Origin of the sequence: Micromonospora parva (assembly GCF_000718515.1) — a bacterium.
Lineage (GTDB): Bacteria > Actinomycetota > Actinomycetes > Mycobacteriales > Micromonosporaceae > Micromonospora > Micromonospora parva.
This window is the reverse complement of the sequence record NZ_JNZS01000012.1, coordinates 154,546-180,102: the sequence shown is the minus strand read 5'-3', so window position 1 is coordinate 180,102 and position 25,557 is coordinate 154,546. Positions and strand designations below refer to the sequence as shown.

At 69.2% G+C, this 25,557-nt stretch carries 20 protein-coding genes and 1 pseudogene; 11 read left to right on the top strand and 10 right to left on the bottom strand.

The features are described 5' to 3' along the window. From IF22_RS0119100 to IF22_RS0119090, 3 genes are read right to left on the bottom strand one after another with little or no spacing between them, the layout of a single operon-like run. Positions 1-828: a carbohydrate ABC transporter permease gene (locus tag IF22_RS0119100; RefSeq protein WP_030333847.1), complete on the bottom strand. Its 828-nt coding sequence runs from the start codon at positions 826-828 to the stop codon at positions 1-3. Next, entirely contained in the window at positions 828-1,802 is a 975-nt protein-coding gene (locus tag IF22_RS0119095) for a carbohydrate ABC transporter permease (protein ID WP_081883910.1), read from the bottom strand. Before IF22_RS0119095 ends, IF22_RS0119100 begins: the two co-directional genes overlap by 1 nt. A 10-nt stretch (positions 1,803-1,812) precedes the next feature. Next, positions 1,813-3,075: an ABC transporter substrate-binding protein gene (locus IF22_RS0119090; protein ID WP_030333843.1), complete on the bottom strand. Its 1,263-nt coding sequence runs from the start codon at positions 3,073-3,075 to the stop codon at positions 1,813-1,815. Positions 3,076-3,219: 144 nt separating this feature from the next. Here IF22_RS0119090 and IF22_RS0119085 point away from each other — a divergent pair, with 144 nt between their 5' ends. Then, positions 3,220-3,990 (top strand): FadR/GntR family transcriptional regulator, encoded by a 771-nt coding sequence (locus IF22_RS0119085; protein WP_030333841.1) that lies wholly within the window; start codon positions 3,220-3,222, stop codon positions 3,988-3,990. Between the two features lie 72 nt (positions 3,991-4,062). On the opposite strand, the gene IF22_RS0119080 is transcribed toward IF22_RS0119085, so the two are convergent. The 3 genes and pseudogenes from IF22_RS0119080 to IF22_RS0119060 form a co-directional block, all read right to left on the bottom strand. Continuing rightward, a complete protein-coding gene (locus tag IF22_RS0119080) occupies positions 4,063-5,448 on the bottom strand; it encodes an RICIN domain-containing protein (protein ID WP_030333839.1) in 1,386 nt (461 codons plus the stop codon). A gap of 430 nt (positions 5,449-5,878) precedes the next feature. Continuing rightward, positions 5,879-7,080, bottom strand: a pseudogene (locus IF22_RS33190) (endo-1,4-beta-xylanase); the annotation flags it as partial. Positions 7,081-7,746: 666 nt separating this feature from the next. Beyond that, a complete protein-coding gene (locus IF22_RS0119060; protein ID WP_051708621.1) occupies positions 7,747-8,745 on the bottom strand; it encodes a PaaX family transcriptional regulator in 999 nt (332 codons plus the stop codon). A gap of 265 nt (positions 8,746-9,010) precedes the next feature. On the opposite strand from IF22_RS0119060, the gene IF22_RS0119055 reads away from it, so the two are divergent. Continuing rightward, positions 9,011-10,360 carry an extracellular catalytic domain type 1 short-chain-length polyhydroxyalkanoate depolymerase gene (locus tag IF22_RS0119055; protein ID WP_030333831.1) on the top strand — a complete coding sequence of 450 codons (1,350 nt, stop codon included), beginning with the start codon at positions 9,011-9,013 and terminating at the stop codon, positions 10,358-10,360. 82 nt (positions 10,361-10,442) lie between these two features. On the opposite strand, the gene IF22_RS0119050 is transcribed toward IF22_RS0119055, so the two are convergent. Next, entirely contained in the window at positions 10,443-12,017 is a 1,575-nt protein-coding gene (locus IF22_RS0119050) for an arabinofuranosidase catalytic domain-containing protein (RefSeq protein WP_209444577.1), read from the bottom strand. 181 nt (positions 12,018-12,198) lie between these two features. Then, a complete protein-coding gene (locus IF22_RS0119045) occupies positions 12,199-13,995 on the bottom strand; it encodes an RICIN domain-containing protein (protein ID WP_051708620.1) in 1,797 nt (598 codons plus the stop codon). A 338-nt stretch (positions 13,996-14,333) separates the two neighbouring features. On the opposite strand from IF22_RS0119045, the gene IF22_RS0119040 reads away from it, so the two are divergent. Genes IF22_RS0119040 through IF22_RS0119025 form a run of 4 tightly spaced genes read left to right on the top strand, consistent with a single transcriptional unit; the run spans position 14,334 to position 19,152 of the window. After that, positions 14,334-15,572 (top strand): sugar ABC transporter substrate-binding protein, encoded by a 1,239-nt coding sequence (locus tag IF22_RS0119040; protein ID WP_030333826.1) that lies wholly within the window; start codon positions 14,334-14,336, stop codon positions 15,570-15,572. A gap of 18 nt (positions 15,573-15,590) precedes the next feature. After that, on the top strand, positions 15,591-16,562 hold the full coding sequence (locus tag IF22_RS0119035; RefSeq protein ID WP_030333824.1) for a carbohydrate ABC transporter permease: 972 nt from the start codon (positions 15,591-15,593) through the stop codon (positions 16,560-16,562). Next, complete coding sequence (locus tag IF22_RS0119030) at positions 16,559-17,383, top strand: carbohydrate ABC transporter permease (RefSeq protein WP_030333822.1); 825 nt, start codon at positions 16,559-16,561, stop codon at positions 17,381-17,383. Before IF22_RS0119035 ends, IF22_RS0119030 begins: the two co-directional genes overlap by 4 nt. A 56-nt stretch (positions 17,384-17,439) precedes the next feature. Then, positions 17,440-19,152, top strand: a complete 1,713-nt coding sequence (locus IF22_RS0119025) for an amylo-alpha-1,6-glucosidase (RefSeq protein WP_030333820.1) — start codon at positions 17,440-17,442, stop codon at positions 19,150-19,152. Positions 19,153-19,162: 10 nt separating this feature from the next. Here IF22_RS0119025 and IF22_RS0119020 read toward each other — a convergent pair whose 3' ends face one another. Beyond that, positions 19,163-20,176 (bottom strand): LacI family DNA-binding transcriptional regulator, encoded by a 1,014-nt coding sequence (locus tag IF22_RS0119020; protein ID WP_030333818.1) that lies wholly within the window; start codon positions 20,174-20,176, stop codon positions 19,163-19,165. A gap of 229 nt (positions 20,177-20,405) precedes the next feature. Between IF22_RS0119020 and IF22_RS0119015 the strand changes: the two genes are divergently transcribed. Genes IF22_RS0119015 through IF22_RS0119005 form a run of 3 tightly spaced genes read left to right on the top strand, consistent with a single transcriptional unit; the run spans position 20,406 to position 23,270 of the window. After that, complete coding sequence (locus IF22_RS0119015) at positions 20,406-21,986, top strand: arabinofuranosidase catalytic domain-containing protein (protein ID WP_425339851.1); 1,581 nt, start codon at positions 20,406-20,408, stop codon at positions 21,984-21,986. Further along, positions 21,973-22,320, top strand: coding sequence for a PadR family transcriptional regulator (locus IF22_RS0119010; RefSeq protein ID WP_030333815.1), 348 nt, complete (start codon positions 21,973-21,975; stop codon positions 22,318-22,320). The genes IF22_RS0119015 and IF22_RS0119010 overlap by 14 nt, the downstream gene beginning before the upstream one ends. Continuing rightward, positions 22,317-23,270 (top strand): hypothetical protein, encoded by a 954-nt coding sequence (locus IF22_RS0119005; RefSeq protein WP_030333813.1) that lies wholly within the window; start codon positions 22,317-22,319, stop codon positions 23,268-23,270. The genes IF22_RS0119010 and IF22_RS0119005 overlap by 4 nt, the downstream gene beginning before the upstream one ends. Positions 23,271-23,292: 22 nt before the next feature. On the opposite strand, the gene IF22_RS0119000 is transcribed toward IF22_RS0119005, so the two are convergent. Next, entirely contained in the window at positions 23,293-23,886 is a 594-nt protein-coding gene (locus IF22_RS0119000; RefSeq protein WP_051708619.1) for an alpha/beta fold hydrolase, read from the bottom strand. A 95-nt stretch (positions 23,887-23,981) separates the two neighbouring features. On the opposite strand from IF22_RS0119000, the gene IF22_RS0118995 reads away from it, so the two are divergent. Together IF22_RS0118995 and IF22_RS0118990 are read left to right on the top strand one after the other, a co-directional pair. After that, positions 23,982-24,590 carry a VanZ family protein gene (locus IF22_RS0118995; protein WP_051708618.1) on the top strand — a complete coding sequence of 203 codons (609 nt, stop codon included), beginning with the start codon at positions 23,982-23,984 and terminating at the stop codon, positions 24,588-24,590. Continuing rightward, positions 24,587-25,540, top strand: coding sequence for a hypothetical protein (locus tag IF22_RS0118990; RefSeq protein ID WP_030333809.1), 954 nt, complete (start codon positions 24,587-24,589; stop codon positions 25,538-25,540). The genes IF22_RS0118995 and IF22_RS0118990 overlap by 4 nt, the downstream gene beginning before the upstream one ends. Positions 25,541-25,557: the final 17 nt, after the last annotated feature.

The following is a 25,557-nucleotide window of genomic DNA, read 5'->3' as shown; positions in this document are numbered from 1 at the left end:
TCAACCCTTCGTGGAACCGGCGGCGACGCCGTCGGCAATTTGGCGCTGGAGGAACAGGTAGACCAACAGGACGGGTATCGCGGCGATCAGCACACCCGAGGCGAAGGTGGGAATGTTGTCGGAGTACTGCCCGCGCAACGAGGTCACCCCGATCATGAGCGTCCGGTGGTCGGCCGAGGGCATCATCACCAGCGCCATGAGGACGTCGTTCCAGCAGAACAGGGCGTTGAGGATGCCGACCGACAGCAGCGCCGGGGTGCCCAGGGGCAGCATGATCCGGCGGTACACCCCGTACACGGTGCTGCCGTCGATCCGCGCGGCGTCCACGATCTCCGGCGGGATGCCCTTGTAGTAGCTCGTCATGAGGAAGACCGTGAAGGGCAGAAACTGGGCCACGTAGACCAGGATCAGGCCCGGGTAGGTGTCGATGAGCGCGGTGTCGGCCATGATCCGGGCGAGCGGCACCATGATCACCTGGAACGGGATGAAGAGCCCCGCGAGGCAACCCAGGAACAACGCCGATGAGCCACGGAACCGCAGCTGGCTCAGGGCGAAGCCGGCCATCGACCCGAACAGCAGCAGCAGGAGCACCGACGCCGTCACCACGAACAGCGAGTTGACGAAGTAGCGGCCCATGCCGACGCTGCTCCACGCCATGCTGATGTTCTCCCAGCGCAGCGCGTCGGTCAGCGAGAACCGGTCGAGGATGTAGTCGCGCCGCGTCTTCATCGCGACGTTGGCGGTGAAGAGCAGGGGGTAGATCGTCGCCAGCGCGAGCAGTGCCATCGGGACGGCGATCAGCCACCGTCCCAGTCGGATGCGAGACATCAGTCCTCCTTCCCCGCTCGTTCCAGCAGTTTGATCTGCATGAGCCCCACCACCAGCATGATCACGAAGAGGATCGTCGACGCTGCCGACGCGAGGGCCGGGCGGTTCATCTGGCCCTGCTGGATCCAGATGTAGTACTCCGGCAGGTACGTCGAGCCCTCCGGGCCGCCGCTGGTCATCACGAAGAGCAACCCGAACATCGAGGTCAGCATCCCGATCATCGTGGTCACGAAGACGAACTGGATGGTCCGGGCGAGGCTCGGAACGACCACGTGCCAGACGACCTGACGCAGCGACGCCCCGTCCACCCGGGCAGCGTCCAGGAGCGCGGCGTCCAGCGTGGCGAAGCCGGCGAGGAACACCACCAGCGCCATCCCGAAGGTGGCCCAGATGTGCACGCCCACCACCATGAACATCGCGATGTCCGGGTCCCCGAGCCAGTCCACCGGACCGACACCGACCGACCCGAGCACGGCGTTGAGCGGGCCGTCGAAGGCGAGCAGCAGGTTGAAGATCGCACCGACGATGACCGGCGAGAGCACCGCCGGGAAGAAGTAGACGCTGCGGTAGAAGCGGTGACCCGGCACCCGCAGGTAGATGAACGTCGCGAGGAGACCGGGGATCGCCACCGCCACCGGCAGCAGCAGCACCAGCAGCCCGACGTTGCTCAGCGCGGTCCGGAACAGCGGGTCCGCGAACAGCTCGCGGTAGTTGCCGAATCCGACCGCTGTGCCGTTCTGCGCGCCGTCGCCGGTGAAGGAGAAGTTGACGCCGAGGATCAGCGGGTAGAGCCGCAGCAGCACGATGATCAGGACGGCCGGGGCGACCAGGATGTAGGGGGCGTAACGCTCGGCCCCCGGGCCGCCACGGGCGCGACGCGGTCGTGCGCCGCTGCGATGGGCGACGGGGGTGACTGCCGCCCCGCCGGCCCGTCCGGCCGAAGCCGGACGGACCGATGGTTGCGTGTTTCCCATTGGCACGAGGTCAGCCCGCCTGGTCAGAAGCGGCCAACTGCTTCACCACCTCGTCGACGGTGATCGAACCGCTGAGGAGCTGCTGGGAGAGGCGCCCCATCAGGTCGATCGTCTTCGAGGAGAGCGCCACGTGCAGAGCGGGCTTGCCGCTCTTGAGCTCACCGACGATCGTGGAGACCGCCGGGCCGCCCGCCGACACGTCGATGGTGGTGTCGGCGGCGATCGCGCCGGCGTCAGCGTAGAAGGCCTTCAACGCCTCGGCCGAGCTCAGCGAGCGCGCCAGGTCGGCGGCCATCTTCGGGTCCTTCGTCCACTTGGCGACCGCGTAGCCGATGCCGCCGTCGTAGGGAAGGCTCGGGGTGGTGCCGGCGGTGACGACCGGGGCCTTCATGACGCCGAGCTTCTCCGGGGTGAGGAACTCGTTGAAGTCCTGCCAGTGACCCACGTCCGACATCAGGCCCATGACGTGGGCGGCCTTACCGGACTGGAAGAGCGCGAAGGAGTCGTTGAACATGGCGGTCGAGTTGGCCCCGTCGCTGTTCATCTTCTTGTCGCCGGTCTCTTTCCAGAGCTGGAAGAGCCGCTTGACGTTGGCCGAGTTCCAGTCGCGCTTGCCGGCGATCCAGGCGTCGTACTCGGCGGCGGTGAGGGTCGTCGAGCCCATGCTGGAGATCCAGAACTGGATGCCGACGCCCTCCTTGTTGCCGAGGGCGAAGCACTTGGAACCGGCCTTGGCGATGGCGGCGCAGTCGGCGACGAACTTGTCCCAGGTGGTGGCCGGGCTCGCCGGGTCGAGGTTGGCCTTCTGGTAGATCGCCTTGTTGTAGTAGATCGGGTAACCCTGCAGCGTCACCGGGGCGGCGTAGATCTTGCCGTCCTTGGTGAACGCCTCCCAACCGGCCAGCCGCTGCTTGTCCTCGGCCACGTACTCGTCGAGGGGCACCAGCGCGTCCACCCGGTCGCGGATCTGGCCGCCACCGTTGAACAGCATGACGTCCGGGCCCTTGCCGGACTGAATCGCCGCACCGAGCAGGGTGTAGTACTGATCGAAGGGCTGTGCGACGAACTCGACCTCGACGTCGGCGTGCTTCTTTTTGAAGTCGGCCTTGGCCTTGTCCAGATAGGATTTGGCGAACGGCTCGCCGGACTTCCAGTCCCACACCACCAACTTGCCGTCCGAGCTGGTTGACTTGCCCGAATCGCTAGCACTTCCACAACCGGCCAGGGCCAGGCCCACAACGAGGACGGCCGACCACATTGCGCGCTGTCTCATGTTGTCACCTCTATATGGGGGGTGGCCGGCGGGTGCCCCGCGAGCCAATGTTGACGGGAACGTAACTCGTATGACGTGTGACGTCAACACCCGGCCGTACACTGATCCGGACGTCGTGCCACGGCGAGCCATTCGGAGGGGGACATGACGCCACCACGGGAGACAGCCCTGAACAGCCCGGCGACCCCGGCGTGGGTGCGTCGGCCGACCAACCTCGCCAGGGCGGTCACCGCCGAACTGGTGGAGCGCATCGTCCGCGGCGTACACCCGTCCGGGACGTCCCTACCTCCCGAGCCGATCCTCTGCGAGACCTTCGGGGTGAGCCGGACCGTCGTCCGGGAAGCAGTGAAGATCCTCCAGGAGAAGGGGCTGGTGCAGGTCCGCCAGGGCGCCGGCACCATGGTCACCCCACCGGCACACTGGGACATGCTCGACGAGCTCGTCCTCGCCGCGACCATCGCCGTGGACGACAGCTTCGCCATCCTCGACGACCTGGTCGTCACCCGGCGGGTGCTGGAGTCCGACATGGCGAACGTCGCCGCCCGCCTCGCCGACACCGAGACCATCGAGCGCCTGCGGGCCATGGTCGACCGGATGGACGAGCTCGTCGACGACCACGTCACCTACCACGACCACGACCGGGCCTTCCACGACACGATCATGCAGGCGTCGGGGAACCGCATCGCTCGTGGCGTCGTCCGTGCGCTGGAAAGCCAGGTGATCAACACCGCCCGGTACATGGGCCGGACGGAACGCGCCCTGTGCGTGGCGTCCAACCAGGGCCACCGACGCATCTACGAACGCATCGCCGCCCACGACGCCAACGGCGCCGCTGAGGCGATGTTCACCCACATCACCGAGGCCTGGCTGGTCCGCCGCAACGGCTCGGGGAGCCCCGCCCGCCTCGAACGCTGACCGCCACCCCAGCCGGAACGGCGCCCACCCCCGGGGTACGGGAGCGGACGCCGCCGGCTGCGCCGATCAGTGTCACGAGAACTGGGCGAAGAACCTCCAGATCTCACCCTTGGTCCAGGTCGTGATGCCGCTCTCGGCGTAGGTGCCGTCCACCGGGCCGGGCATGTGACCGTTGTCGTACGCCGCCCACTGCACCGGGTAGCCGGTCCGGCAACCGGAGTAGGCGGTCGTGATGTGCGTACGACTGCCGCCGGCCGGCTCGGGCGGGTTCTGGGCGGTGCAACCGTTGTTGCGGACGAAGGTGTCGCGCAACGCCCTGCCCTGGGAGATGTTCAGGACGTTGTCCGAGATGCCGTGCAGCCCGAAGTACGCGATCGGCTGGGTGCCGCCGCTGCACCCGCTGATCTGCGCGCCGGAGATGACAGCGACCGCCCGGAAGACGGTGGCCCGTGCGCAGGCGACGGCGTAGCTCATGCCGCCACCCCAGCTGAAGCCGAGCGCGAACCGCTGCCTCGGGTTGACGCAGAGGCTGCTCTCGATCCGGCTGATCATGTCGTCGACGAAGGTGATGTCCTCACCGCCGGAGTTGCCCCAGCCGTTGCCGAACCCCTGCGGCGCCACCAGGATCGCGCTGTTGTTCGACTGCTCCTGCTGCCCGTAGTAGGACCAGGCGGCCCCACTGGTGCCGCCGGAGGATATCTCCTGCATGGTGCCGCCCCGCCAGTGGAAGGCGAAGATCAGCCGGTACGGGTTGCTGTTGTTGTAGTTGGCGGGCACCCGCAGGATGAAGGTTCGGCTCTTGCCGTTGCTCTGGATCGTGTGCGTGCCGCTGGCCAGCGTCGGCGCCTTGCCGCACCCGCTGCCGCCGGTCGGCGGGGGGTTGCTGCCGCCGACGGGAACGAGTTGCCACTGCTGGTTGGCGCCGCCCCAGTCGGCGTACTGCACGATGTTGCCGCCGTCGGCGGTGGACGCGCCCTGCACCTCGACGACCTTGTTGCTGTTGCGGTTGATCAGCCGGACGTAGCCACCGTCCGAGTCGGCCAGCCGGAACTGCTGGTTCGTCCCGTTGAGGTCGGACCACTGCACGATCGCGCCGCCGTCGGCGGTGGAGAAGTTGCTGACGTCGAGCACCTTGCCCGAGTGCCGGGACTTGACCCGGTAGTAGCCGCCCCCGGAGTCCACGAACTGCCACTGCTGGTTGGTGCCGTTGTTGCGCGTCCACTGGCTGATCCGCGCACCGTCGTTGGTGGCCGAGGCGTACAGGTCCAACGCCTTGCCGCTGTTCCGGTTCACGAGGGTGTACCAGGCGTTGGTGTCCACTGTCGCTGCCGCCGCGGGCGCCGCGTTGACGGCGACGAGGGTGCTGGCGGCCATGACCGTGGCCGTCGCCGCGGCCAACCCTGACCGCCAGCGACGTCTCTGTCGAGAGGCGGGACGAGCCTCACCGAGGGCTTTCATGTCCACTCCTTCGATCGGGGTCACCCACGAGCGGAGAGCCGCGGGTGCCCTGGCGTGCGTGCCGGCGTCGTGGTGGTGGCGTCAGCACGTCTGGGGGTGTTGTGCGGGCATCCTGCGGCCTTCGGCGCACGTCGATGGCGATGCCGCGATCCGGGCTTCGGAGCAGGCCGCGTCGAGCCGCGCGGCGCGACGTCCTGGCTCCCGGCTGCCGCGTCGCCCGCTGGTGAAAATTAGCGGCAAAGACGTCATACGTCAAATGACTGTCATCGATTCGAATGGCGGCCCGAAACGACTACCTGATGGTCGCGGTGGCCCGCCCCCACCCGGGGACGGGCCACCGGTCGTCACACCTCGCCGGGGCGGGCGCCGGCCGGATCCCGGTCGGCCGGCAGCCCTTCTCCCCCAGCTCAGGCAATGGCAGCGACTAGCCGATCCGGACCAGCTGCCACTGCTGGTTCGTGCCGCCCCAGTCGGCGTACTGCACGATGTTGCCACCGTCGGCGGTGGACGCGCCCTGCACCTCGACCGCCTTGTTGCTGTTGCGGTTGATCAGGCGCACATAGCCATCAGACGAATTGGCGAGTCGGAACTGCTGGTTCGTGCCGTTGAGGTCGGACCACTGCACGATCGCGCCACCGTCGGCGGTGGAGAAGTTGCTGACGTCGAGCACCTTGCTGGAGTTGCGCGACTTCACCCGGTAGTAGCCGCCACCCGAGTCCACGAACTGCCACTGCTGGTTGTTGCCGTTGTTGCGCGTCCACTGGCTGATCCGCGCGCCGTCGCTGGTGGCCGAGGCGTACACGTCCAGCGCCTTGCCGCTGTTCCGGTTCAGCAGCACGTACCAGGCGCTGGTGTCCACCCCGGTGCCCGGCGGGGGCGTGGTGGGCGGGGTGGAGCCGCCGTTGAGGGCGTCCAGGACGGCGTTGTACGCGGCCTTCTTGTTGCCGTTGCAGTCGAACAGCAGCGCGTTGTCCGAGCCACGCCACGAGTCGCAGTCGCGTACCCCCCAGGTGGTGATGCCGGTGCAGCGCGAGACCGCCACATGTTGTAGATCCCCGTCGACTTCGCGTTGATCCCGTCGGTGTTGTAGTCGTTGTAACACAACTTCGCACCCGGATCCGCCGCCCGCGCCGCCCGGAAGGCCGCCTCGATCCAGTCATTACCGGTGCGCTGCAGGTTCGAGTCACGACGCCCACCCGAACCACCGTCGGCGAACGCCTCGTTCACCACGTCCCAGGCGTAGATCTTCCCCCGGTAGTGGGTGGCGACCTGGGTGACGTGGTTGATCATCGCGTTGCGCAACGCGCTGCCCGACATGCCCTGCGCCCAGCCCGGCTGCTGCTGGTGCCACAGCAGCGTGTGACCCCGCACGCTCATGCCGTTGGCCTGCGCGTGGCTGACCAGGCGGTCACCACTGGAGTAGGTGAACACACCCTGCTGCGGCTCGGTCGAGCTCCACTTCATCTCGTTCTCGGCCACGACACTGTTGAACTCACGGTTCAGGATCGTCGTGTAGGCGCTGGTCGACAGCTTGCCGACGGCGACAGCCGCGCCGAAGTAGCGGCCCTTCTCGGCGGCGGCCGCCTTCAGGGTCGTGCCGGCACCGGCTGCGGGTGTCAGCGCCACCGTCATGCCGGTGGTGAGGGCGACGGCGAGGGCCGCCGCCGCCAGCAACGTTCTCGGTGATTTCATGTCGTTCCTTCTCAGTGGGTGCATCGGTGGTGGTGATGTGCCACTTCAGTCAGGACGGCCCCTGGTGCCGGCGCACATGGTTGGGGAAGGCGTTCGCCGGCACCGCCGGGAGCCCTGAGGTGACGTCCGCCTGCCCGGATGGACGCCGAGAACCGAGAAACGACGCGTAGGGCCCGCCCGGTGAACCCAACGAAACGATCGTCCTCTATATCGAGAGTGAGCGATAACATGTCGTTCGTCAAGACGAAATGAGCCGTTCACGCCGACGCACCCGAACACCTCGCCTCGATCACCACCCGCCGCCTGCGAGGATCCGCGTCATTCGCCGAGCGACCTGCCGGAACGGCCGCGCCACGGCGCTACCGAAAGACGCCTGAGGGTGGCTCTGTTATCGCTCACAGCTAGCAAGCGAGACCGGGCACGGGCGGCGGCGGGGCAGGCGATCCGGCGACCAGAGGTCCTTATCGGCAACGCGCGCCTACGTGGAGGTCAGCTCCTGCGCCAGCCGATCCAGACCGTCCTTGATCAGCTGCCCGTAGGCGTCATCGCCAAGCGCGCCGACCCCAGACCCCGAGTGCGCCATCGGCACGATCCACGTAATTCTCGTCAGCCGGCAGAACCGCTATGCCCATGCTCGGCCAGGCTCGCCTCGACGCGTACACCGGCGAGCATGTCGGCGGTGGTGTGTGCCCGGATGTCGGGCTGTGTGCCGTCGGCAAACCGGGCGACGACCGCCCGAACGTGCCGCTCGGCGGGCGCGGCGAGGCCGTCGTAGACGGCCGCGAACAACTCCTGCGCCGGCCGCCGGAGCCACCCCTGCGGAAGAAGCTCCAGGGGCAACTGCGGATCGAGTACGGGAAACCGCCGGAAGGTGTCCATCACCTCGGTACGCGCCCGCACCGCGGCAACCCCGTCGACCTCCCCGGACACCACAGCGGGCAGCAGCGGCGTCCAGCGCCGCAGGAACGCGTCGTAGCTCCGACTGATCGCCTGGATGTCCCAGGCCTCGATCGGGGCACGATGAGCCGCCGAGCCGAGCGGGGTCTGTCGGCCGCGAAACACCGTCACGGCACCGAGGGTGAGCTGGTCGAGCCGAGCCCGAGCCGGAGCGTTCAGTTCGCGCGGCGAGATCCACAGCCCGTCGTACAGCGGCGCGTAGCCGAGCCACCGCAGCTGAGCCCGCAGCGCGCGTCGCTGCGTGCTCAGCTCCTGCGGCAGCGAGAAGGCGACAACCGTCCAGCACCCGTCCCATCGCACCGTCGAGGTGGTGGAGGCGAGGATCCAGTGGGCGCCCGCGGAGAGGCTGGCCGCCGCTGCGCGGCTGAGGCGGTACGAGCTGCGGCGCCCCAGTCGGCTGCCCTCCAGGACCCCGCGGCGGGCCAGCCGGCTGATCGCGGTGCGCGCCCCGGCCGTCGTCACGCCGGTCTCTCCGAGCAGCGCCACGATGGCGGCGGACGGCAGGGGGACACGGGTCCGCAGGGTGTAGTCCGCCAACAGGGTCACGGCGACCCCCTGGGGGGAGTTGCCCACCTGCCGCCTGGGCAGCCGGAGTTCGTGATCTCCGTCGTCCGGATATATCTCGTCGATGTCGAACGGGCTTGCCACAGGCGCTCCGTGCTCTTCAGGGACGGTGTGACGACTGTAGACGGATCGCCGCTCCCCGCCGAGCCCCGGGACCACCTCGCGATAGAGAAACTTCGATTGACACTTGTCGGTCCGAGGGGAACACTAATTGCCACGCAATGCCGTCCGGAGCCGGGCAGGGCAAGCCACAGGTAGCGGGCAGGCGCGATCACGCGGGAACCGGGCGCACCCGCTGACGGATCGCGCGACCAATCCCAGCCGAACCGGCAATCGAAGGAGTCGTCCGTTGAGAATCAAGAGAAAACTGCTGCTCGCCCTCGCCGTGCCGCTGCTGACAGCCGGCCTGCTGGTCCCCGCGCTCCGACCCGCGTACGCGGCGTCGCTGACCGAGGTGACCAGCTTCGGTGACAACCCGGGTCGGATGCGCATGCACGTCTACGTGCCGGACAACCGCCCGGCCCGCCCGGCGGTCGTGGTGGCCATGCACGGCTGCGGAGGATCCGGCCCCGGCTTCTACTCCGGGAGCGAGTTCGCCAGCCTCGCGGACCGCTACGGATACATCGTCATCTACCCGTCCGCCACCCAGCAGGCCGGGTTCGGCAACTGCTTCGACACCTGGTCGGACGCCGCCAAGCGACGTGGTGGCGGCAGCGACCCGGTGTCGATCATCTCCATGATCCGGTACGTGCAGCAGCAGTACGCGGCCGACGGGGACCGGGTCTACGCCACCGGCAGTTCCTCCGGCGGCATGATGACGAACCACATGCTGGCGCTCTACCCCGACGTGTTCAAGGCCGGCGCCGCGTTCATGGGCGTGCCGTTCAACTGCTTCGCCAACGCGGCGGACTATCCGCCCGGCAGCAGCCAGTGCACCGGCGGCAACATGAACCGGACCCCGCAGCAGTGGGGCGACGCGGTCCGCCAGGCGTACCCGGGTTACTCCGGGCCCCGCCCGCGCGTGCAGCTGTGGCACGGCACCAGCGACACGCTCGTGCCGTACTCGTTGCTGCAGGAGACGATCGAGCAGTGGACCAACGTGTTCGGGCTGAGCCAGACACCCACCTCCACCGACACGCCCCAGGCCAACTGGAACCGGCGTCGCTACGCCGACAGCAACGGCACCGTCCAGGTTGAGGCGTACAGCATCCAGGGGGCCGGGCACAGCCTGCCCTCCGGCGGAATGGCTGCCGCGGCCCTGCAGTTCTTCGGCCTGACCAACCCCACGACGCCGCCGCCGACCACCCCGCCGCCGACGACGCCACCCCCGACCACGCCACCCCCGACCACGCCGCCGCCCACCACGCCGCCGCCGGCCAACGGCGCCTGTCGGGTGAGCGTCGCCGTCAACGCCTGGAACAACGGCCTGACCGAGAACATCACCATTACGAACACCAGCACCAGCGCCGTCAACGGCTGGTCACTGGTCTTCACCCTGCCGAGCGGGCAGACCATCACCTCGGGCTGGAACGCCACCTATTCGCCCAACTCCGGGCAGGTGACGGCCCGCAACGTCGCCTACAACGGCGGCATCCCCGCCAACGGCTCGGTGACCATCGGCTTCCAGGCCACCCACACCGGCAACAACGCCCGGCCGTCCTCGTTCACCCTCAACGGCGCGTCCTGCGCCATCGCCTGAGACCAGGCTGGCGTCGGCGAGACAGTGCGCCGGTCACCACCGCGTGGTGACCGGCGCACTCCCCCGTTCCGGCGTCACCGGGTCAGCGGTAACCGGCGCCCACCACGCTGGCCTGCACCGCGTTCTCGGTCGCGTCGGACGGGTAGCCGGCGACCATGGCCCCCTCGTAGAAGGTGCCGGCGCTCAGGTTCGCGCCACCGTCGGGCTTGCAGCAGTCACCGCCGCTGCCCAGGATGATCGCGCCCTGCTTCTTCATCGGGCTGTATCCCGGCGGGAGCGAGCCGTCGTACAGCGTGTAGAGGCTGCCGGACTGGGCGTCGCTACCCTTGATGGCGAAGCGGGTCGTGCCGTTGTTCTTCAACGTCGCGGTCACGAACTTGCTGGTGAAGGCACGCTGGTTCGGGTTCCAGGCCTGGCTGCCACCTGGGAAGAGGCCCCACTCCAGGTCCGCCTGCACCCAGGGCCCGCTGCCGGAGCAGCCGCCGAACCAGCACTGCTTGCTGAAGTTGATGGCGTCCATCGCCCCGGCGGCGTCGGCCTTCCTGGTCGTCTCGCTGTTGCCGTAGTCGAAGCAGCAGCCGCTGTTGACGTGGGTCCCGCTGGTCACCATGTACATGCCCTCGGGGGCCGCGCCGGTCGGCACGCCGGTGAGGTGCCCGTCGCGCCAGTAGCTGTTACCGGGATTGATGTAGAGCGAGTACGCCTTCGCGCCGCCCACGGTCAGCGACTCCGAGGTCGCGATCGCCGGCTTGCTCTGGGGCGAGCCCGGCACCACGCTCGACCCCTGGTACCAGAGGTCGTTGCCACGCCCGGACTGGTCGAAGACCACGGTGATCACGCAGGTCGTGCCGGCGCAGAACGAGTCCTGCGTGGCCGCGTTGGCGGTGCCGCCGGTTGCCGTGAGCCCGATGTTGCGGGTCGTGTTGTCCGACGAGCGTCGGACCTGGTACAGGTTGCCGGCGTACGCCTCGTAGAGCGCTCGCGTGGTGCTGTGCGCGGCGATGCACGGGGTGCCGCCGGAGGCGTAGATGTCGCACGGGCGCGCGCCGGTGGGCGGGTTGGTCGGCGGCGGGGTGGTGGTCGGCGAGGCCCACTGCTGGTTGGTGCCGCCGTTGCAGGCCCAGAGGATGATTTTGGTGCCGTTGGCGGTGGCCGCGCCGTTGGCGTCGAGGCAGAGCCCGGACTGCACGCCGGTGACGGTGCCGTTGCTGTTGACGTTCCACTGCTGGTTGTTCTGGCCGTTGCAGTCCCAGATGATCACCTGGGTGCCGTTGGTGGTGCCCCGGCCGGAGGCGTCCAGGCACTTGTTGCCGTACACCTGGAGTTGCTTTGTCGACGTCCAGGTCCAGCTCTGGCCGGCGCTGCCGTTGCAGTCCCAGAGTTGCGTCTGGGTGCCGTTGGTGGTGCTGGAGTTGGGCACTTCGAGGCAGCGGCCGGATGCGGTGCCGACGATGGGGGTGCTCTGCCCCGGTTGGATGGCGGCCGCCAGCGGCGCGGCGGCCGCCTCGGCGGACGGCGACGAGGCGCCCGGGGTGGCGCCGATGCCGACGAGAACGCCGACCAGAGCGCCCGCCACGGCGGTCAGCCGTCGGGCGCGACGACGTCTCGGGATGAGGTCACGGGCCTTTCCTGGCCCGATGGGGGACGGGGTTCGCACGGGGTGCTCCTCGGAAGTCGTGGAGGCGAGGGGGATTGTCGATGCGCCAGGTCAGTGGTGGCGGCGAATCGATTCGCAGCGAATCGTATGACCTTTGTGGAATTTATGTCAATGAATGCAATGCGACGTGACGCGCTGGCCGTGGGACCGACGGCCAGCGCGTCACCATTTCCCGGGACGCCTACCGCCCCAGGAGCCGCCACGTCTGGTTCAACGGGCTGCCCTGGTTGGCCGCCCGGCAGGTCCACTGGTGCACCTGCGCGCCGGCCGCCGTGGAGACCGCGTTGACATCGACGCACTTGCCACTGTGGCGGGCGATGAGCTGGTAGTCGTGCGAGTCGCTGCCGGCGTAGGTCACCTTGCGCAGCGTGAACTGCTGGTTGAGGCCGTTCAGGCAGGTCCACTGGTGCACCGCCGCGCCGTCGGCGGTGGACACGCCGCTGACGTCGAGACACTTGCCGCTCTGCTGGTTGACCACCGTGTAGGTGTTGGCCACGCCGGCCACCGGCCGGAAGTTCCACAGCTGCTGGTCACCCCCGTCGCAGTGGTTCTGCTGCTGGACGTTGCCGTCGGCGGTGCTCAGCCCGGCGTTGTTCAGGCACTGCTGGGAGTGTTGGGCCACCGCCACCGACTGGAAGCCACCGTCCGAGGGGGGCAGCAGCGTGACGGTGTAGGTGTCGGTCTGGTTGGTGTACGGAACTGTCACCGTCGCGTTGTTGTTGGAGACCGTGACCACGCTGTTCGAGACCGTGACCGGCCCCGGCACGGCGCCACCGCCGTTGTGCAGGATGCGTTGGGTGACGACCCGGACCTGGTTGTTCTGCACGATGCCGCTGGTGGTGTCCAGGCGTTGCAGGTTGACGGTCAGGTTCCCGGTGGTACGACCACCGCCGAGCAGGACCTTCGCCGACCCGGCCGTCTTCGTGGCGTACGCGTCGTACGACTGGCTGGGGGTCACCGCGACGTTCTCGCCGACCTGGGAGGCGTAGTAGCGGTAGTTCCACCACTCCCCCTTGGGCTGGTGCTGGCCGGCCGAGTTGCGGATCAACAGGTTGCCGAGGTCGTTGTGCAGACTGCCGCCGCTGGCCCAGTTCGCCCGCAGGCCGTCGGCCCGGGCCCGTTCCAGACGCGCGATGTACCAGGCGCCGTCGGCCGGGTTCTGCTCGTCCGGCGCGCCGTACTCGTTGATCTGGTACGGACGTGGGTGGGCGATGCCGCGCGGGTCGAGGGTGGCGTTGGCGGCGGCGACGTTGGCGACCGGGTCACCGGGCAGCGAGTGCCAGCTGATGATGTCCGGCACCGTGTTGGTCGAGCGCACGAAGTCCAGGTACTGGTTCCAGAAGGCGTGCGTGGTCGACGGCACGCAGGCGCAGCTCGGCCCGACGATGAGCTGGCTGGGGAACTCCGCCCGGATGCGCTGGTAGGTCCGACGCCAGAGTTCGAGGTACTGGGAGATCGGCCGGTTCCAGAAGATGGTGATGTTGGGTTCGTTCCAGATGTCCCACTGCACCGACAGGCCGGACGCCCGTACGTCGCTGATCAGGCGGGTCAGGAAGTTGTCGTAGTCGGTCCAGTTGCCGTTGTCACCGGGGAAGCGGGAGATTCCGGCACCGTCGGCGCCCCACAGGTCGTGCGGCAGGATGATGAACTTTCCGCCGAGGGACGTGGTCCGGCGCGCCTGGGCGAGGGTCGAGTTCCAGCGACGGTCGTACGTGCCGCCGACCCAGCCACTCCCCGGAAGCTGCGCGCCACCGGCGCGCATGTACTGGAACTTGACGTCCCGGTAGAAGTGGTCGGCGGGGCCGCTGGCGTTCTCGGTCATGCCGTAGATCCAGCCGGACGCGCGGTAGGTCGGCGCACCGCTGGTGGTGGAGAAGTTGACACTGATCGACTCGTCGGCGGCCTGGGCGGGGGACGCGACGACGGTGACGGCGGCTGCGGCGGCGAGCAGGCCGACGACGAGTCGGGCCGCGAACACGCGGGCTCGTCCTGACCTGCTGCGGGACGGGGTTTTCACGGGCGGCTCCTTGGTGGGGCGCGGGGGACGCTCTCCGGAGGGCAGCGCTTGCGAATCGATTCGCACGGATCGTAGGACCACGAACTGAACGATGTCAATGAGATGACGGCGCGGTTACGTCCACGTTGCCCTGCGATCCTCCTCGACCGGCCGACCGGCTCTTGACCCCCGGCCACGCCCAGACCTATCTTCGGGCGAACCGATTCGTCGAATCGATTCGCGTCATGGTTGGACTGGTCCAACCCGCGACGATCAACCCACACACCCCACCTGACGATCGATTTGAAGTGAGGCACCAGATGACCGGACTGAATCGTCGGCGGCGCCTGGCCGCCGTCGCCGTGATAGCTCTCGCCGCAGTGACGGGCAGTGCCTGCTCGTCGTCCACCGACGGCCCCTCCGACGGGGGCGCCTACCTCGTCTGGGACCCGTATCCGCAGTTCGCCGACGACTCCGAGTGGGTCGCGCTGCTCAAGAAGTGCGGCACCTCGGCCGGAGTGACGGTCGAGCGAACCGGCTACGACACCACCGACCTGACCAACAAGGCGCTGCTCGCCGCCCAGCAGGGGAACTCGCCGGACGTGCTGATCGTCGACAACCCGGTCATCTCGACGCTGGCCGAGGCCGGTGCGCTCACCACCACCGACGACAACAAGCTGGACGTCTCCGCCATGGAGAAGAACCTGCTCGGCGCCGGCCAGAGCGACGGCAAGACCTACGGGGTGCCGATCGGGGCCAACACCCTCGCCCTCTACTACAACAAGGACCTGCTCACCGCCGCCGGCGTCGATCCCGCCACCGTCACGGACTGGACGTCGCTGACCGCAGCCCTGACCAAGGTCAAGGCCAAGGGGAAGAAGGGCATCACCTTCTCCGCGATCGGCACCGAGGAGGGCAGCTTCCAGTTCCTGCCCTGGTTCTGGGGATCGGGGGCCCAACTGACCAGCCTGGACTCGCCGCAGGCGGTGTCCGCACTGACGCTCTGGACCGACTGGCTCAAGCAGGGCCACGCCCCCAACTCCGTCATCAACAACACCCAGACCACCAGCTGGCAGGAGTTCGCCACCGGCGACTACGCGTTCGCCGAGAACGGCACCTGGCAGTTGGCGAACGCGGAGAAGCTTCCCTTCGCGTACGGCACCATCCCGGTCCCGGCCAGCGCGGGCGGCCCGGCCCCGGCGCCCACCGGTGGTGAGTTCGTCTCCATCCCGGTGCAGAAAAACACCGGTCGTTACCAGACGTCGCAGCAGCTCGTCGCCTGTCTGACCAACGCCGACAACCTCCTCACCACGGACACCACGCTCTCCTACGTCGCACCCGTCGCCGCCGTGCAGGAGCGACAGGCGACCGCGGACCCGAAGCTCAAGGTCTGGGTGGAGGCGGTCCGGGCAGCCAAGGGCCGCACCGGTGACAACCTCGGTACGAAGTACCCGAAGATCTCCGAATCCCTGTGGACGGCGGTCCAGGCGGCCCTCAGCGGCGGGAAGTCACCACAGGAGGCGCTGACCGCCGCGCAGACCGCCGCCTCGACCAGGTAAGCGATCCGAACCGACACCATGCGCGCCACGACAGAGACCTCCACTGCCGTACGGGACCAGGGTGGGGCGGCGAGCACCGCCCCACCCGGGCCTCCCCCGTCCCGGGCCCGCCGGCCCAACCGATGGTGGGCCTGGGGCTTCCTGGCCCCGGTGACCATCTACCTGGCGGCCTTCTACGCCTACCCGCTCTACCGCAACGTCGAGTTGAGCCTGCGGGAGTACACCGTCCGCTCGTTCGTGCAGGGCGGGGCACCGTTCGCCGGCCTCGACAACTACCGGACGGTCCTGACCGACCCGGCGTTCTGGCCCACGCTCACGCACACGGTGGTCTTCACCGCGGCCTCGCTCGCCTTCCAGTTCACCATCGGGATGGCCCTGGCCCTCTTCTTCCACCAGCACTTCCCGCTGTCGCGCACGCTGCGGGCGCTGATCCTCGTACCGTGGCTGTTGCCGCTGATCGTCTCGGCGTCGACCTGGTCGTGGCTGCTCAACAGCGACTCGGGGCTGGTCAACGCGGCGCTCGGCGTCGTCGGGATCGACCCGGTCAACTGGCTCACCTCACCGGGCTGGTCGCTCACCTCGGTGGTCATCGCGAACGTCTGGATCGGCATCCCGTTCAACCTGGTGGTGCTGTACAGCGGCCTCCAGGCGATCCCGGCGGAGATGTACGAGGCGTCCGCGCTCGACGGCGCGACCGGGTGGCAACGGTTCTGGGGGATCACCTTCCCGCTGCTGCGTCCCGTCTCCGCGATCACGCTCCTGCTGGGGTTGATCTACACGCTGAAGGTCTTCGACATCATCTGGATCATGACCAGGGGTGGCCCGACCGGCTCCTCCGCCACGCTCGCCACCTGGTCGTACCGGCTCGGCTTCGGCAACCTGCTGCCCGAGTTCGGCCCGGGCGCGGCCATCGGGAACCTGCTCATCGTGCTGGCCCTGATCGCCGGCCTCGTCTACATCCGGATCGAGCGGAGGCAGCAGCTGCGATGACCACCTCGACGCCTCGGGCCTGGTGGAAGACCGGCGTCGGCCTGGTGCTGACCGGGCTGATGCTCTTCCCCGTCTACTGGATGATCAATGTGTCCTTCACCCGGGACCAGGACATGCGGGCCAGTCCCCCGCACCTGTTCCCCACGAACGGCACCCTGGACGGCTACCGGGCGGTGCTCGACCAGCAACTGCCGTACCTCGGCACCAGCTTCCTGGTCGGCCTCGGCACCGTGGCACTGACAGTCGCACTGGCCGCCCCCGCCGGCTACGCCCTGGCGAAGCTGCGGCCACCCGGCGGGCCGGCGCTGAGCTTCGTGCTGCTGATCGCGCAGATGATCCCGGGAATCATCATGGCGATGGGCTTCTACGCCATCTTCCTCACCCTCGGCGTCCTGAACACGCTGCCCGGCCTGATCCTGGCCGACACCACGCTCGCGGTGCCGTTCGGCGTCCTGATCTTCACGGCCTTCATGTCAGGCATCCCCGACGAGCTGCTCCAGGCCGCAGTGGTCGACGGCGCCGGTCGACTGCGGACCTTCTGGTCGGTGGTGCTGCCGGTCAGCCGCAACTCGATCGTCACGGTGTCGCTCTTCGCGTTCCTGTGGTCCTGGTCGGACTTCATCTTCGCCTCGACCCTGGCCGGAGGCGGCGACCACCAGCCGATCACCCTCGGCATCTACCACTACATCGGCAACAACAACCAGCAGTGGAACGCCATCATGGCCACCGCCGTCGTCGCCTCGATCCCCGCCGCCGTACTGCTGATCCTGGCCCAGCGCTACGTCTCGATGGGCGTGACCGCCGGCGCCGTCAAGGACTGACCATCCGCGGCGGTCGAGGACCGACCACCCGCACCACAGAGAGGCACCCGCCACCCATGACCGTCGCCCCGTCCGGTCCGGAGTTCGGAATCCAGGACATCCCGTTCAGCTACCGAGGATCCTGGTTCGACATCTCCCCGGTGGTAGCCGAGAAGACGTACGCCGACGATCTGCACCTGGTCTCGCACCAGACCGGGCTGCACCCCGTCCTGCGGCTCGCCCCCAGTGTCGCCGGCACCACCGTCGTCGCCACACCCACGGTGCTGACCTGGCACAACGGCACCGGCCGGATCGAGGCCGTCTACGACGGGCCGGACACCCTGCGGATCCGGGGCCACCGGCTCGGCCTGCGGGTGGCCGCCGCCGCGCACACCCTCACCCCGTTCAGCGGCACCTACCTGTACGCCGACCCGGTCGACGGGTCACACGTGTTCACCTCGTACGAGACCGGTCGCCGCTACCGGGTCACAGTGCTCTCCGGCGCTCTGTCGCGGACCGACGGCGCGCAGGCGCTCGGCACCGCCGACCGGTCCGTGGACCTGCCGGGCGACCAGCCCTGGGAGATCGCGATCGAGGAGTACGCCACGGCGCGCCGTCCGTACGCCGGATCCGTCGCCTTCGAGCGGTTGTGCCGTGACCGGATGGCCGAGTTCACCGCGTTCGTCGACGCGATCGCGCCCTGGCGTGGTGCCCAGACCCCGGCCGCCGAGCTGGCCGCGTACGTCCTGTGGTCGGCCACCGTCGCTCCGGCGGGTTTCGTCACCCGACCGGCCGTGCTGATGTCCAAGCACTGGATGGACAAGGTGTGGAGCTGGGACCACTGCTTCAACGCGATAGCCCTGGCTGCCGGCGAGCCGGAGCTGGCCTGGCACCAGTTCCAGCTGCCCTTCGACCACCAGGACGAGACCGGCGCCCTGCCCGACTCGGTCACCCACTCCGAGGTCCTGCACAACTACGTCAAGCCCCCCATCCACGGCTGGGCCCTGCGTCACCTGCGCCGACGCCTTCCCGAGCCGCCGGATCGGGCGGCGCTGGCGCAGACCTACGACCGGGTGGCGCGCTGGACCGGGTTCTGGCTCGACGCGCGGCGGGCCCCCGGCCACGACCTGCCGCACTACCACCACGGCAACGACAGCGGTTGGGACAACGCCACCACCTTCGACGACAGCCGGGTCCTCGAGACGGCCGACCTCGCCGCGTTCCTGGTGTCGCAGCTGCGCTGCCTCGCCGACCTCGCCACCGAGCTGGGTGAGCCCGCCGCCCGCTGGTCCCGGGAGGCCGACCGGATCCACGCTGCCATGCTGCGCGACCTGTGGGACGGTGAGCGTTTCCGTGCCCGTGACCCCCGTACCGGGCAGCGGCGATCCAGCCGCAGTCTGCTCGACCTGATGCCCGTCGCGCTGGGGGCCGACCTGCCGGCCCCGGTCGCCGCCGCGCTGGCGCGAGGCGTCGAAACCCACCTGACCACGCACGGGCTGGCCACCGAGCCGACGGACTCGGCCCACTACGTGGCCGACGGCTACTGGCGTGGCCCGATCTGGGCACCGTCCACGGTGCTGGTCGAGGACGGCCTGCGCCGGGCCGGGCAGACCAGGATCGCCGACGACATCAGCCGACGCTTCCTCGCCCTGTGTGAGAAGTCCGGCTTCGCGGAGAACTTCGACGCCGAGACCGGCACCGGCCTGCGCGACCGGGCGTATACCTGGACCGCGAGCAGCTATCTCATCCTCGCCGCCGCCGCGGAGCAACGGCGGGTCAGGGGCGGGTAGCCGGGTCGGATCAGCGGGCCCGGACCGGCCCGGTGCTGGAACGCAACGAGATGGGCGGGCTGTAGAGGCGGTGTCGTGGCACGGCGCCGGGAGCCGCGATGATCTCCAGCAGGAGCGCCACCGCCTCGGCGCCCATCTCGACCATCGGCACGTCGGCGGCGGTCAACGGCGGACGGAAGTCCTCCGCCCAGTGCTGCGCGGCGACGCCGGTGACGGAGAAGTCGCGGGGCACCGACAACCCGGCGCCGGTCAGCGCGCGCTGCATCCCGGGCAGTGCGGCCTCGTTGATGGTGGCCACCGCGGTGACCTCCGGGTGCGTGGCGAGCAGCTGCTCCATGCACGCCTCGCCGGAGGCCGTGTCGTCGCCGCTGCAGACCTCCACGCCGGTCAGCCCCCGCTCCAGCGCCGCCGCACGAAAGCCGGCCAGCGCGCGATGGCTGGGGCCGTATCCGGCGGCCACCAGCTCCGCCGACCGGTTCACGAGGGCCACCTGCCGGTGCCCCAGATCGGCCAGGTGTTGCACGCACCGGGCGATCAGGCCGGCGTAGTCGATGTCGATCCAGCTCATCCCGTGCGGCTCGGCGGTCCGGCCGATCGTGACGAACGGCAGCCCGGCCGTGGTCAACCGGGTCACCCGGTCGTCGGCCAACCGGATCTCCATCAGGACCACGCCGTCCACCCGACGCCCGGTCACGATCCGTTCGAAGGACCGGTCATGGTCGCCACCGGAGGGGGACAGCAGCACATCGAGGTCGTGGCGGGCGGCCGCCTCGACGACGCTGGCGACGAAGCCCAGCTGCATGTCTGTCAATCGCTGGCTGGCCGGCGGGATGACCAGCCCGAGGGTGCGGGTGCGCCCCTCCTTCAGCGCGCGGGCGCTGGCGTTCGGCCGGTAGTTCAACTCGTCGATGACCGACTGGATGCGTTGCCGGGTCCCCTCCGAGACGCTGCGTTTCCCGCTGAGCACGTAGGAGACGGTGCTGCGGGACACCCCCGCCCGACGGGCGATCTCCCCGATGTTCATCAATCGCCCTCGAATCGATTCTTGCCCCGACACGGGGACGCACCTTGCACCGCCGGCCAGCATATCCGTCCTCAGGCTCATCGATCGACAACCAACGTGTGCCAACTAGCGCTCATAGATGGACGACTATTAATGTCACAGGTATGACGTGTGACGTCAATCTCCGCACCGCACCCCGTCCCGTACCGGAAAGGATCCGATGAATGTGAAGAGAAAACTGGGTCGCCTGATGGCCGCCGCCGGGACCCTGCTGGCAGTGGTCGTCAGCGCCGGCGTCTACGTGGTCTCGGACACCCCGGGCGTCGCCCATGCCGCCGGCACCGGCCCGTGCGACATCTACGCCTCCGGCGGCACACCCTGCGTGGCCGCGCACAGCACCACCCGCGCGCTGTACGGCGCCTACAACGGCCCGCTCTACCAGGTCCGACGCTCGTCGGACAACACCACCCGCGACGTGGGCGTACTCAGCGAGGGGGGCTACGCCAACGCCGCCACCCAGGACGCCTTCTGCGCCAACACCAGCTGCGTCATCACGATCATCTATGACCAGTCCGGCCGCAACAACCGGCTCACCCAGGCACCGCCCGGCGGCTTCGCCGGCCCCGCACCTGGCGGTTGGGACAACCTCGCCGACGCGAAGGCGGCCCCGGTCACCGTCGGTGGCCAGAAGGCGTACGGCGTCTACATCGCCCCCGGCACCGGCTACCGCAACAACAACACCAACGGTGTCGCCACCGGCGACCAGCCCGAGGGCATCTACGCGGTCGTCGACGGCACGCACTACAACCAGTGGTGCTGCTTCGACTACGGCAACGCCCAGACCAACAACCTGGCCGACGAACGCGCCATCATGGAGACCGTCTACTTCGGCGCCAACAAGCAGTGGGGCTACGGCGCGGGCGCCGGCCCCTGGATCATGGCCGACCTGGAGTGGGGGCTGTTCTCCGGGGTGAACGCGGGCTACAACAACATCGCGTCCATCAACCACCGCTTCGTCACGGCCATGGTCAAGGGCGAGCCGAACCACTGGGCGATCCGGGGCGGAAACGCTCAGTCGGGCAGCCTGACGACCTACTTCGACGGGCCACGCCCCAACGGCTACCACCCGATGAAGAAGGAAGGGGCCATCCTGCTCGGCATCGGCGGCGACAACAGCATCACCGGCCGGGGCACGTTCTTCGAGGGCGTACTGACCTCCGGCTACCCGACGGCCGCCACCGAGAACGCCGTCCAGGCCAACATCAACGCCGCCGGCTACGCACCGGCCGGAGGCGGCAACCCGCAACAGAACGCCCAGGTCGTGGGCGGCCAGTCCGGGCGCTGCGCCGACGTACCGAACGGCACCACCACCAACGGCACCCAGGTCCAGCTCTGGGACTGCATCAGCAACAGCACCGCGCAGCGCTGGACCTACACCGCCGGCAAACAACTCCAGGTGTACGGCAACAAGTGCCTCGACGCCTTCGGCCAGGGCACCACCAACGGCACCCAGGCCATCATCTGGGACTGCCACGGCGGCACCAACCAGCAGTGGAACCTCAACTCCAACGGCACCATCACCGGCGTCCAGTCCGGGCTCTGCCTCGACGCCAACGGCGCCGCCACCGCCAACGGCACCAAACTCATCCTCTGGGCCTGCAACGGTGGCAGCAACCAGCAGTGGTCCACCCGCAGCTGGCCCACCCACCCACTGATCGGTCGCGCCGCCCCCCGCAACGCAGCCGGGGGCGGCACGACCGGCGACGTCCCACACCGGCATCGTTGCTTTATATATCGCGGTGCGATATATATCGTGCATGGACCTCAGTGAGCAGACGTTCCTGATCCTCTCCGCCCTCGCCGACCAACCCCGGCACGGCTACGCCGTGGTGACGGAGGTCGACCAGATGACCGACGGCAGGATCCGGTTACGCGCCGGCACCCTCTACGGAGCCCTTGACCGTCTCGTCGCCCAGGGGCTCATCGCCCCCGACCACGACGAGGTGGAGAAGGGTCGGCTGCGACGTTTCTACAAACTGACCGACGCGGGGGCAGACGCCATCCGTGCCGAGAGCCAGCGGATGGCCGGAGCGGTCCGGCTCGCCGAGGAGCGCCTCAGCAAACGTGCCGCCCGCAACGCTCCGCGCCTCGGGACCACCGGATGAACCCGGGCAGGAGCAGTCTGGAGCGACGATATCGACGGCTGCTGCGGCTGCTGCCAGCCGCGCACCGCACCGCCCGCGGCGAGGAACTACTCGGACTGCTGCTGGACCTCGACCACGGCCGCCGGCACCCGAGCTGGCACGAGACACTGCACATCGTCGCCCTGGCTATCCGACTGAGACTCACCACGCCCGTCACCACCACAGCCCTCACCACTGGCCTCAGTGCCCTGCTCGTCGCCGCCGGCACCCAGCCCGCCGGTCAGACCCTGGACCTGTTCACCGGCGCCGTCCTCGCCACCGACATGCCGGCCATCATCGCCGGCTGGCCACAGACAGTCGGTCTCGGCCTGCTGCCCCTCGCACCGCTGATCGCCTGGCTGTGCGGCGCGGCCCGGACCGCCCTCACCGTACAGGCGATATTCCTGACGGCCACCGTCGGTTGGTTCGTCGTCGATGCTCGCAACGGCGGCGGCATGGGCACGAATCTCGGCCAACAGCTCTTCACCACCGCCGTACCGGTCTCGATCCTCGTCCTGCTCGTGATCGCCGCCCGGGAGCGGTGGACCGCGCCCCGGCCGCGCCTGTTCTGGTGGGCCCTCGTCCCGCTCGGGATCCTCGCCTGGAAAGGCACCGGAGCATGGGGACGCCACGGCGTCTACGTTCTCGACGCCGTGCCGACGGTCCTGGGGATCCTCGCCGCCGCCACCGCCGCTGTCGTCGCCGCCTTCGCGGTCCGCCGCCATCGGCCCGCCGTCATCGTCGGCGTCGGACTCACCGGATTCCTGGCCGGGTGGCTCATCCCCGACCCGCTTCTCGTCAACACGGCGATGCGGCACTTCGACGGTCAGCCGCTACCACTGGCAATCCTCATCACGGTGATCGCCGCCATTGTTACCGGCATCGATCACCTCGCCCGCCGCCACCAGCCCGAGGTGCGGTTGAACCCGTGATGCGCTGAGCACCAGCTTCGGTTCAGACGAGCGGCGACCGCGGCGGAACACGGTCCGCTGCGGTCGCTGGACCGCGCCGGATCACCGCAGCCACCTCGCGCAGGTCATCGTTGAGCTGGTGATCGCGCTCCGGCAGCCGGTGCAGACGCGCCTGCGGGATGACGTCGGCGTACCGGTCGGCGTGCGACGGTGGCGCCGTGTCGTCCCGGAGGCCGTGGAACACGTGCACCGGCACCCCGCGCGGCAGCCTCGCGCCGAGGTCGGGCGGCAACTCGAACTCGTCGGCGGCCCAGCCGCCGGTGCCGACGAACGGGGCGGCGATCAGCACGATCGCGCCGAGCACCCGCTGCGGTGGCTGCTCGGCGAGGGTGTGGACGAGGATCGTCCCGCCCACCGAGTGGCCCACGACGATCGCCCCGTCGGCCAGCGCCGCGATCTCCCGCCGGATGGCCGCGCTCCAGGTGGCGTAGCTCGGGTCGTCCTCGTCGGGCATCCGCGGATAGCGGACCTCGTACCCGTCCCCGAGCTCACGGCGCAGGCTGTCCACCAGCCGGTTGTCCCACTCGTCGTGTACGCCGGCACCGGCTCCCTGGATCACCAGGATCTGCGTCCCCATGCCGCTGTTGTCCCCGACCCACGGGTGTCACAAACGGGCGAACGCGCGCCGCCCGGTCCGGGTAGGTTTCGGGGCCGGGCGAGAGGCGGGGGCACGTGGTCAAGGGTTGGCACGGTTGGCTCGGCACGATCAACGGCGTCGTCCTCATCACGGTGCTCCTGCTGCCGTTGGCCGCGCTGACGGTGTGGGCGGTGGCGCGCCGCCGACGTGCCGCCGGCACCACCTCGGCGTGGCGGACGTCGCTGGCCGACGTCGGCATCGTCTACGGCACGGTGCCGTGGGTCTGGATGATCATGTTGCCGGGCGACCAGGCCGGGGTGGTGTCCGGCCGGGTGGCCCTGGTGCCGCTACGCGACCTGCTCACGATCTTTTCCGACGGGGGCCCGCTGACGGCGACGGTCCAGGTCGTCGGCAATCTGCTGGTCTTCGCTTCGGTGGGGTTCTTCGCCCCGCTGCGGTTCCGGGCGCTGGCGTCGGTACCGCGAATCCTGGCCCTCGCGGCCGGCTCCTCCATCCTGGTCGAGACCGCCCAGTACGTCCTGCGGCTCGACCGGGTGTCGTCGGTGGACGACGTGCTGCTCAACGCCGCCGGCGCCGGACTGGCGGCGTGGGCGTCCCGCCGGTGGTGGCGAGCCGCGCCGGATGCGTCAACGGATCGCCGACCTCACAAGCGCGGCCGCCACCCGGCTACCATCCGCTGGTGATCGAGGAACTGATCGGCAGAGCGGCGGACGGGGACGACGACGCGATCGAGGAGTTGACCGGGATCGGTGCCGCCGATCCGCGGAGACTGTCGCCGTACCACGCAAGTCTGCTCGACCTCGATCTGCTGTGGCCGGCGACGTTGTACCGGGCGGCGAACGCCGACGTGGTCGGCCGGGTCATCGAGCAGATCGACGGCGGGCGGACGCCGGACCGGCTCAACCACCTGCTCCTCATCCTGGCCCACAGCGGGCACCCGCTCGCCGAGCGTGCCCTGCGTCGCTGGTCGACGCAGCCGCCAGCCGGTGCGGACGACCTGCACGTCGGCGTGCTGAGCTATGCGCTCGAGGGCGGTTGGACGATCGGGCCGGACGGCAACCGCCGGGACCTGTGCGCTGACCTCGCGTACCGGTGGGTCATGCGGGACGGGCCCGCGCCAGCCGACCGACCCGCCTGCCCCTGGTGCACGTCACCCCTCTGGGTCGCCGCCGACCTTGACACCACCGACCCCACGATCCGCGCCGCGCTGGCACATACCGGCTGGTCCGGCCGCCTGGTCATCGAGACCTGCCACTTCTGCGCCTGCTACACGACGTTGTACAGCCGGGTCACGCCGGCCGGCACCACCGACTGGTGGGCTGACAACATCCGTCCGAGCTACCTGGGCGGTGACGTCGGGCCGGAGGACCCGCCGACGCTGCTCCCGGTTCCGGGGCCGGCCCTGGCGAGCCCGTACCAGGCCAGCGCCTGGAACGAGGGTGGCTCGACGGTGGGTGGCCGGCCCGACTGGATCCAGGACGCCGAGCACCCCGACTGCCCCGGCTGCGGCGAGCCGATGGACTACCTGGGCCTGATCGGGGGTGCCGACCTGGACGAGGTCGGCGAGGGCGCCTACTACCTGCACCTGCACCAGCCGTGCGGGTTCGCCGCGGTGAACTACCAGCAGAGCTGACCGCGGTTGCTGGCGAT

Excerpts from the sequence above, each read along its gene's own strand:
- IF22_RS0119100 (WP_030333847.1), bottom strand. The coding sequence starts at position 828 with ATGTCTCGCATCCGACTGGGACGGTGGCTGATCGCCGTCCCGATGGCA.
- IF22_RS0119095 (WP_081883910.1), bottom strand. The coding sequence starts at position 1,802 with ATGGGAAACACGCAACCATCGGTCCGTCCGGCTTCGGCCGGACGGGCC.
- IF22_RS0119090 (WP_030333843.1), bottom strand. The coding sequence starts at position 3,075 with ATGAGACAGCGCGCAATGTGGTCGGCCGTCCTCGTTGTGGGCCTGGCC.
- IF22_RS0119085 (WP_030333841.1), top strand. The coding sequence starts at position 3,220 with ATGACGCCACCACGGGAGACAGCCCTGAACAGCCCGGCGACCCCGGCG.
- IF22_RS0119080 (WP_030333839.1), bottom strand. The coding sequence starts at position 5,448 with ATGAAAGCCCTCGGTGAGGCTCGTCCCGCCTCTCGACAGAGACGTCGC.
- IF22_RS0119040 (WP_030333826.1), top strand. The coding sequence starts at position 14,334 with ATGACCGGACTGAATCGTCGGCGGCGCCTGGCCGCCGTCGCCGTGATA.
- IF22_RS0119035 (WP_030333824.1), top strand. The coding sequence starts at position 15,591 with ATGCGCGCCACGACAGAGACCTCCACTGCCGTACGGGACCAGGGTGGG.
- IF22_RS0119030 (WP_030333822.1), top strand. The coding sequence starts at position 16,559 with ATGACCACCTCGACGCCTCGGGCCTGGTGGAAGACCGGCGTCGGCCTG.
- IF22_RS0119025 (WP_030333820.1), top strand. The coding sequence starts at position 17,440 with ATGACCGTCGCCCCGTCCGGTCCGGAGTTCGGAATCCAGGACATCCCG.
- IF22_RS0119020 (WP_030333818.1), bottom strand. The coding sequence starts at position 20,176 with ATGAACATCGGGGAGATCGCCCGTCGGGCGGGGGTGTCCCGCAGCACC.
- IF22_RS0119015 (WP_425339851.1), top strand. The coding sequence starts at position 20,406 with ATGGCCGCCGCCGGGACCCTGCTGGCAGTGGTCGTCAGCGCCGGCGTC.
- IF22_RS0119010 (WP_030333815.1), top strand. The coding sequence starts at position 21,973 with ATGGACCTCAGTGAGCAGACGTTCCTGATCCTCTCCGCCCTCGCCGAC.
- IF22_RS0119005 (WP_030333813.1), top strand. The coding sequence starts at position 22,317 with ATGAACCCGGGCAGGAGCAGTCTGGAGCGACGATATCGACGGCTGCTG.
- IF22_RS0119000 (WP_051708619.1), bottom strand. The coding sequence starts at position 23,886 with ATGGGGACGCAGATCCTGGTGATCCAGGGAGCCGGTGCCGGCGTACAC.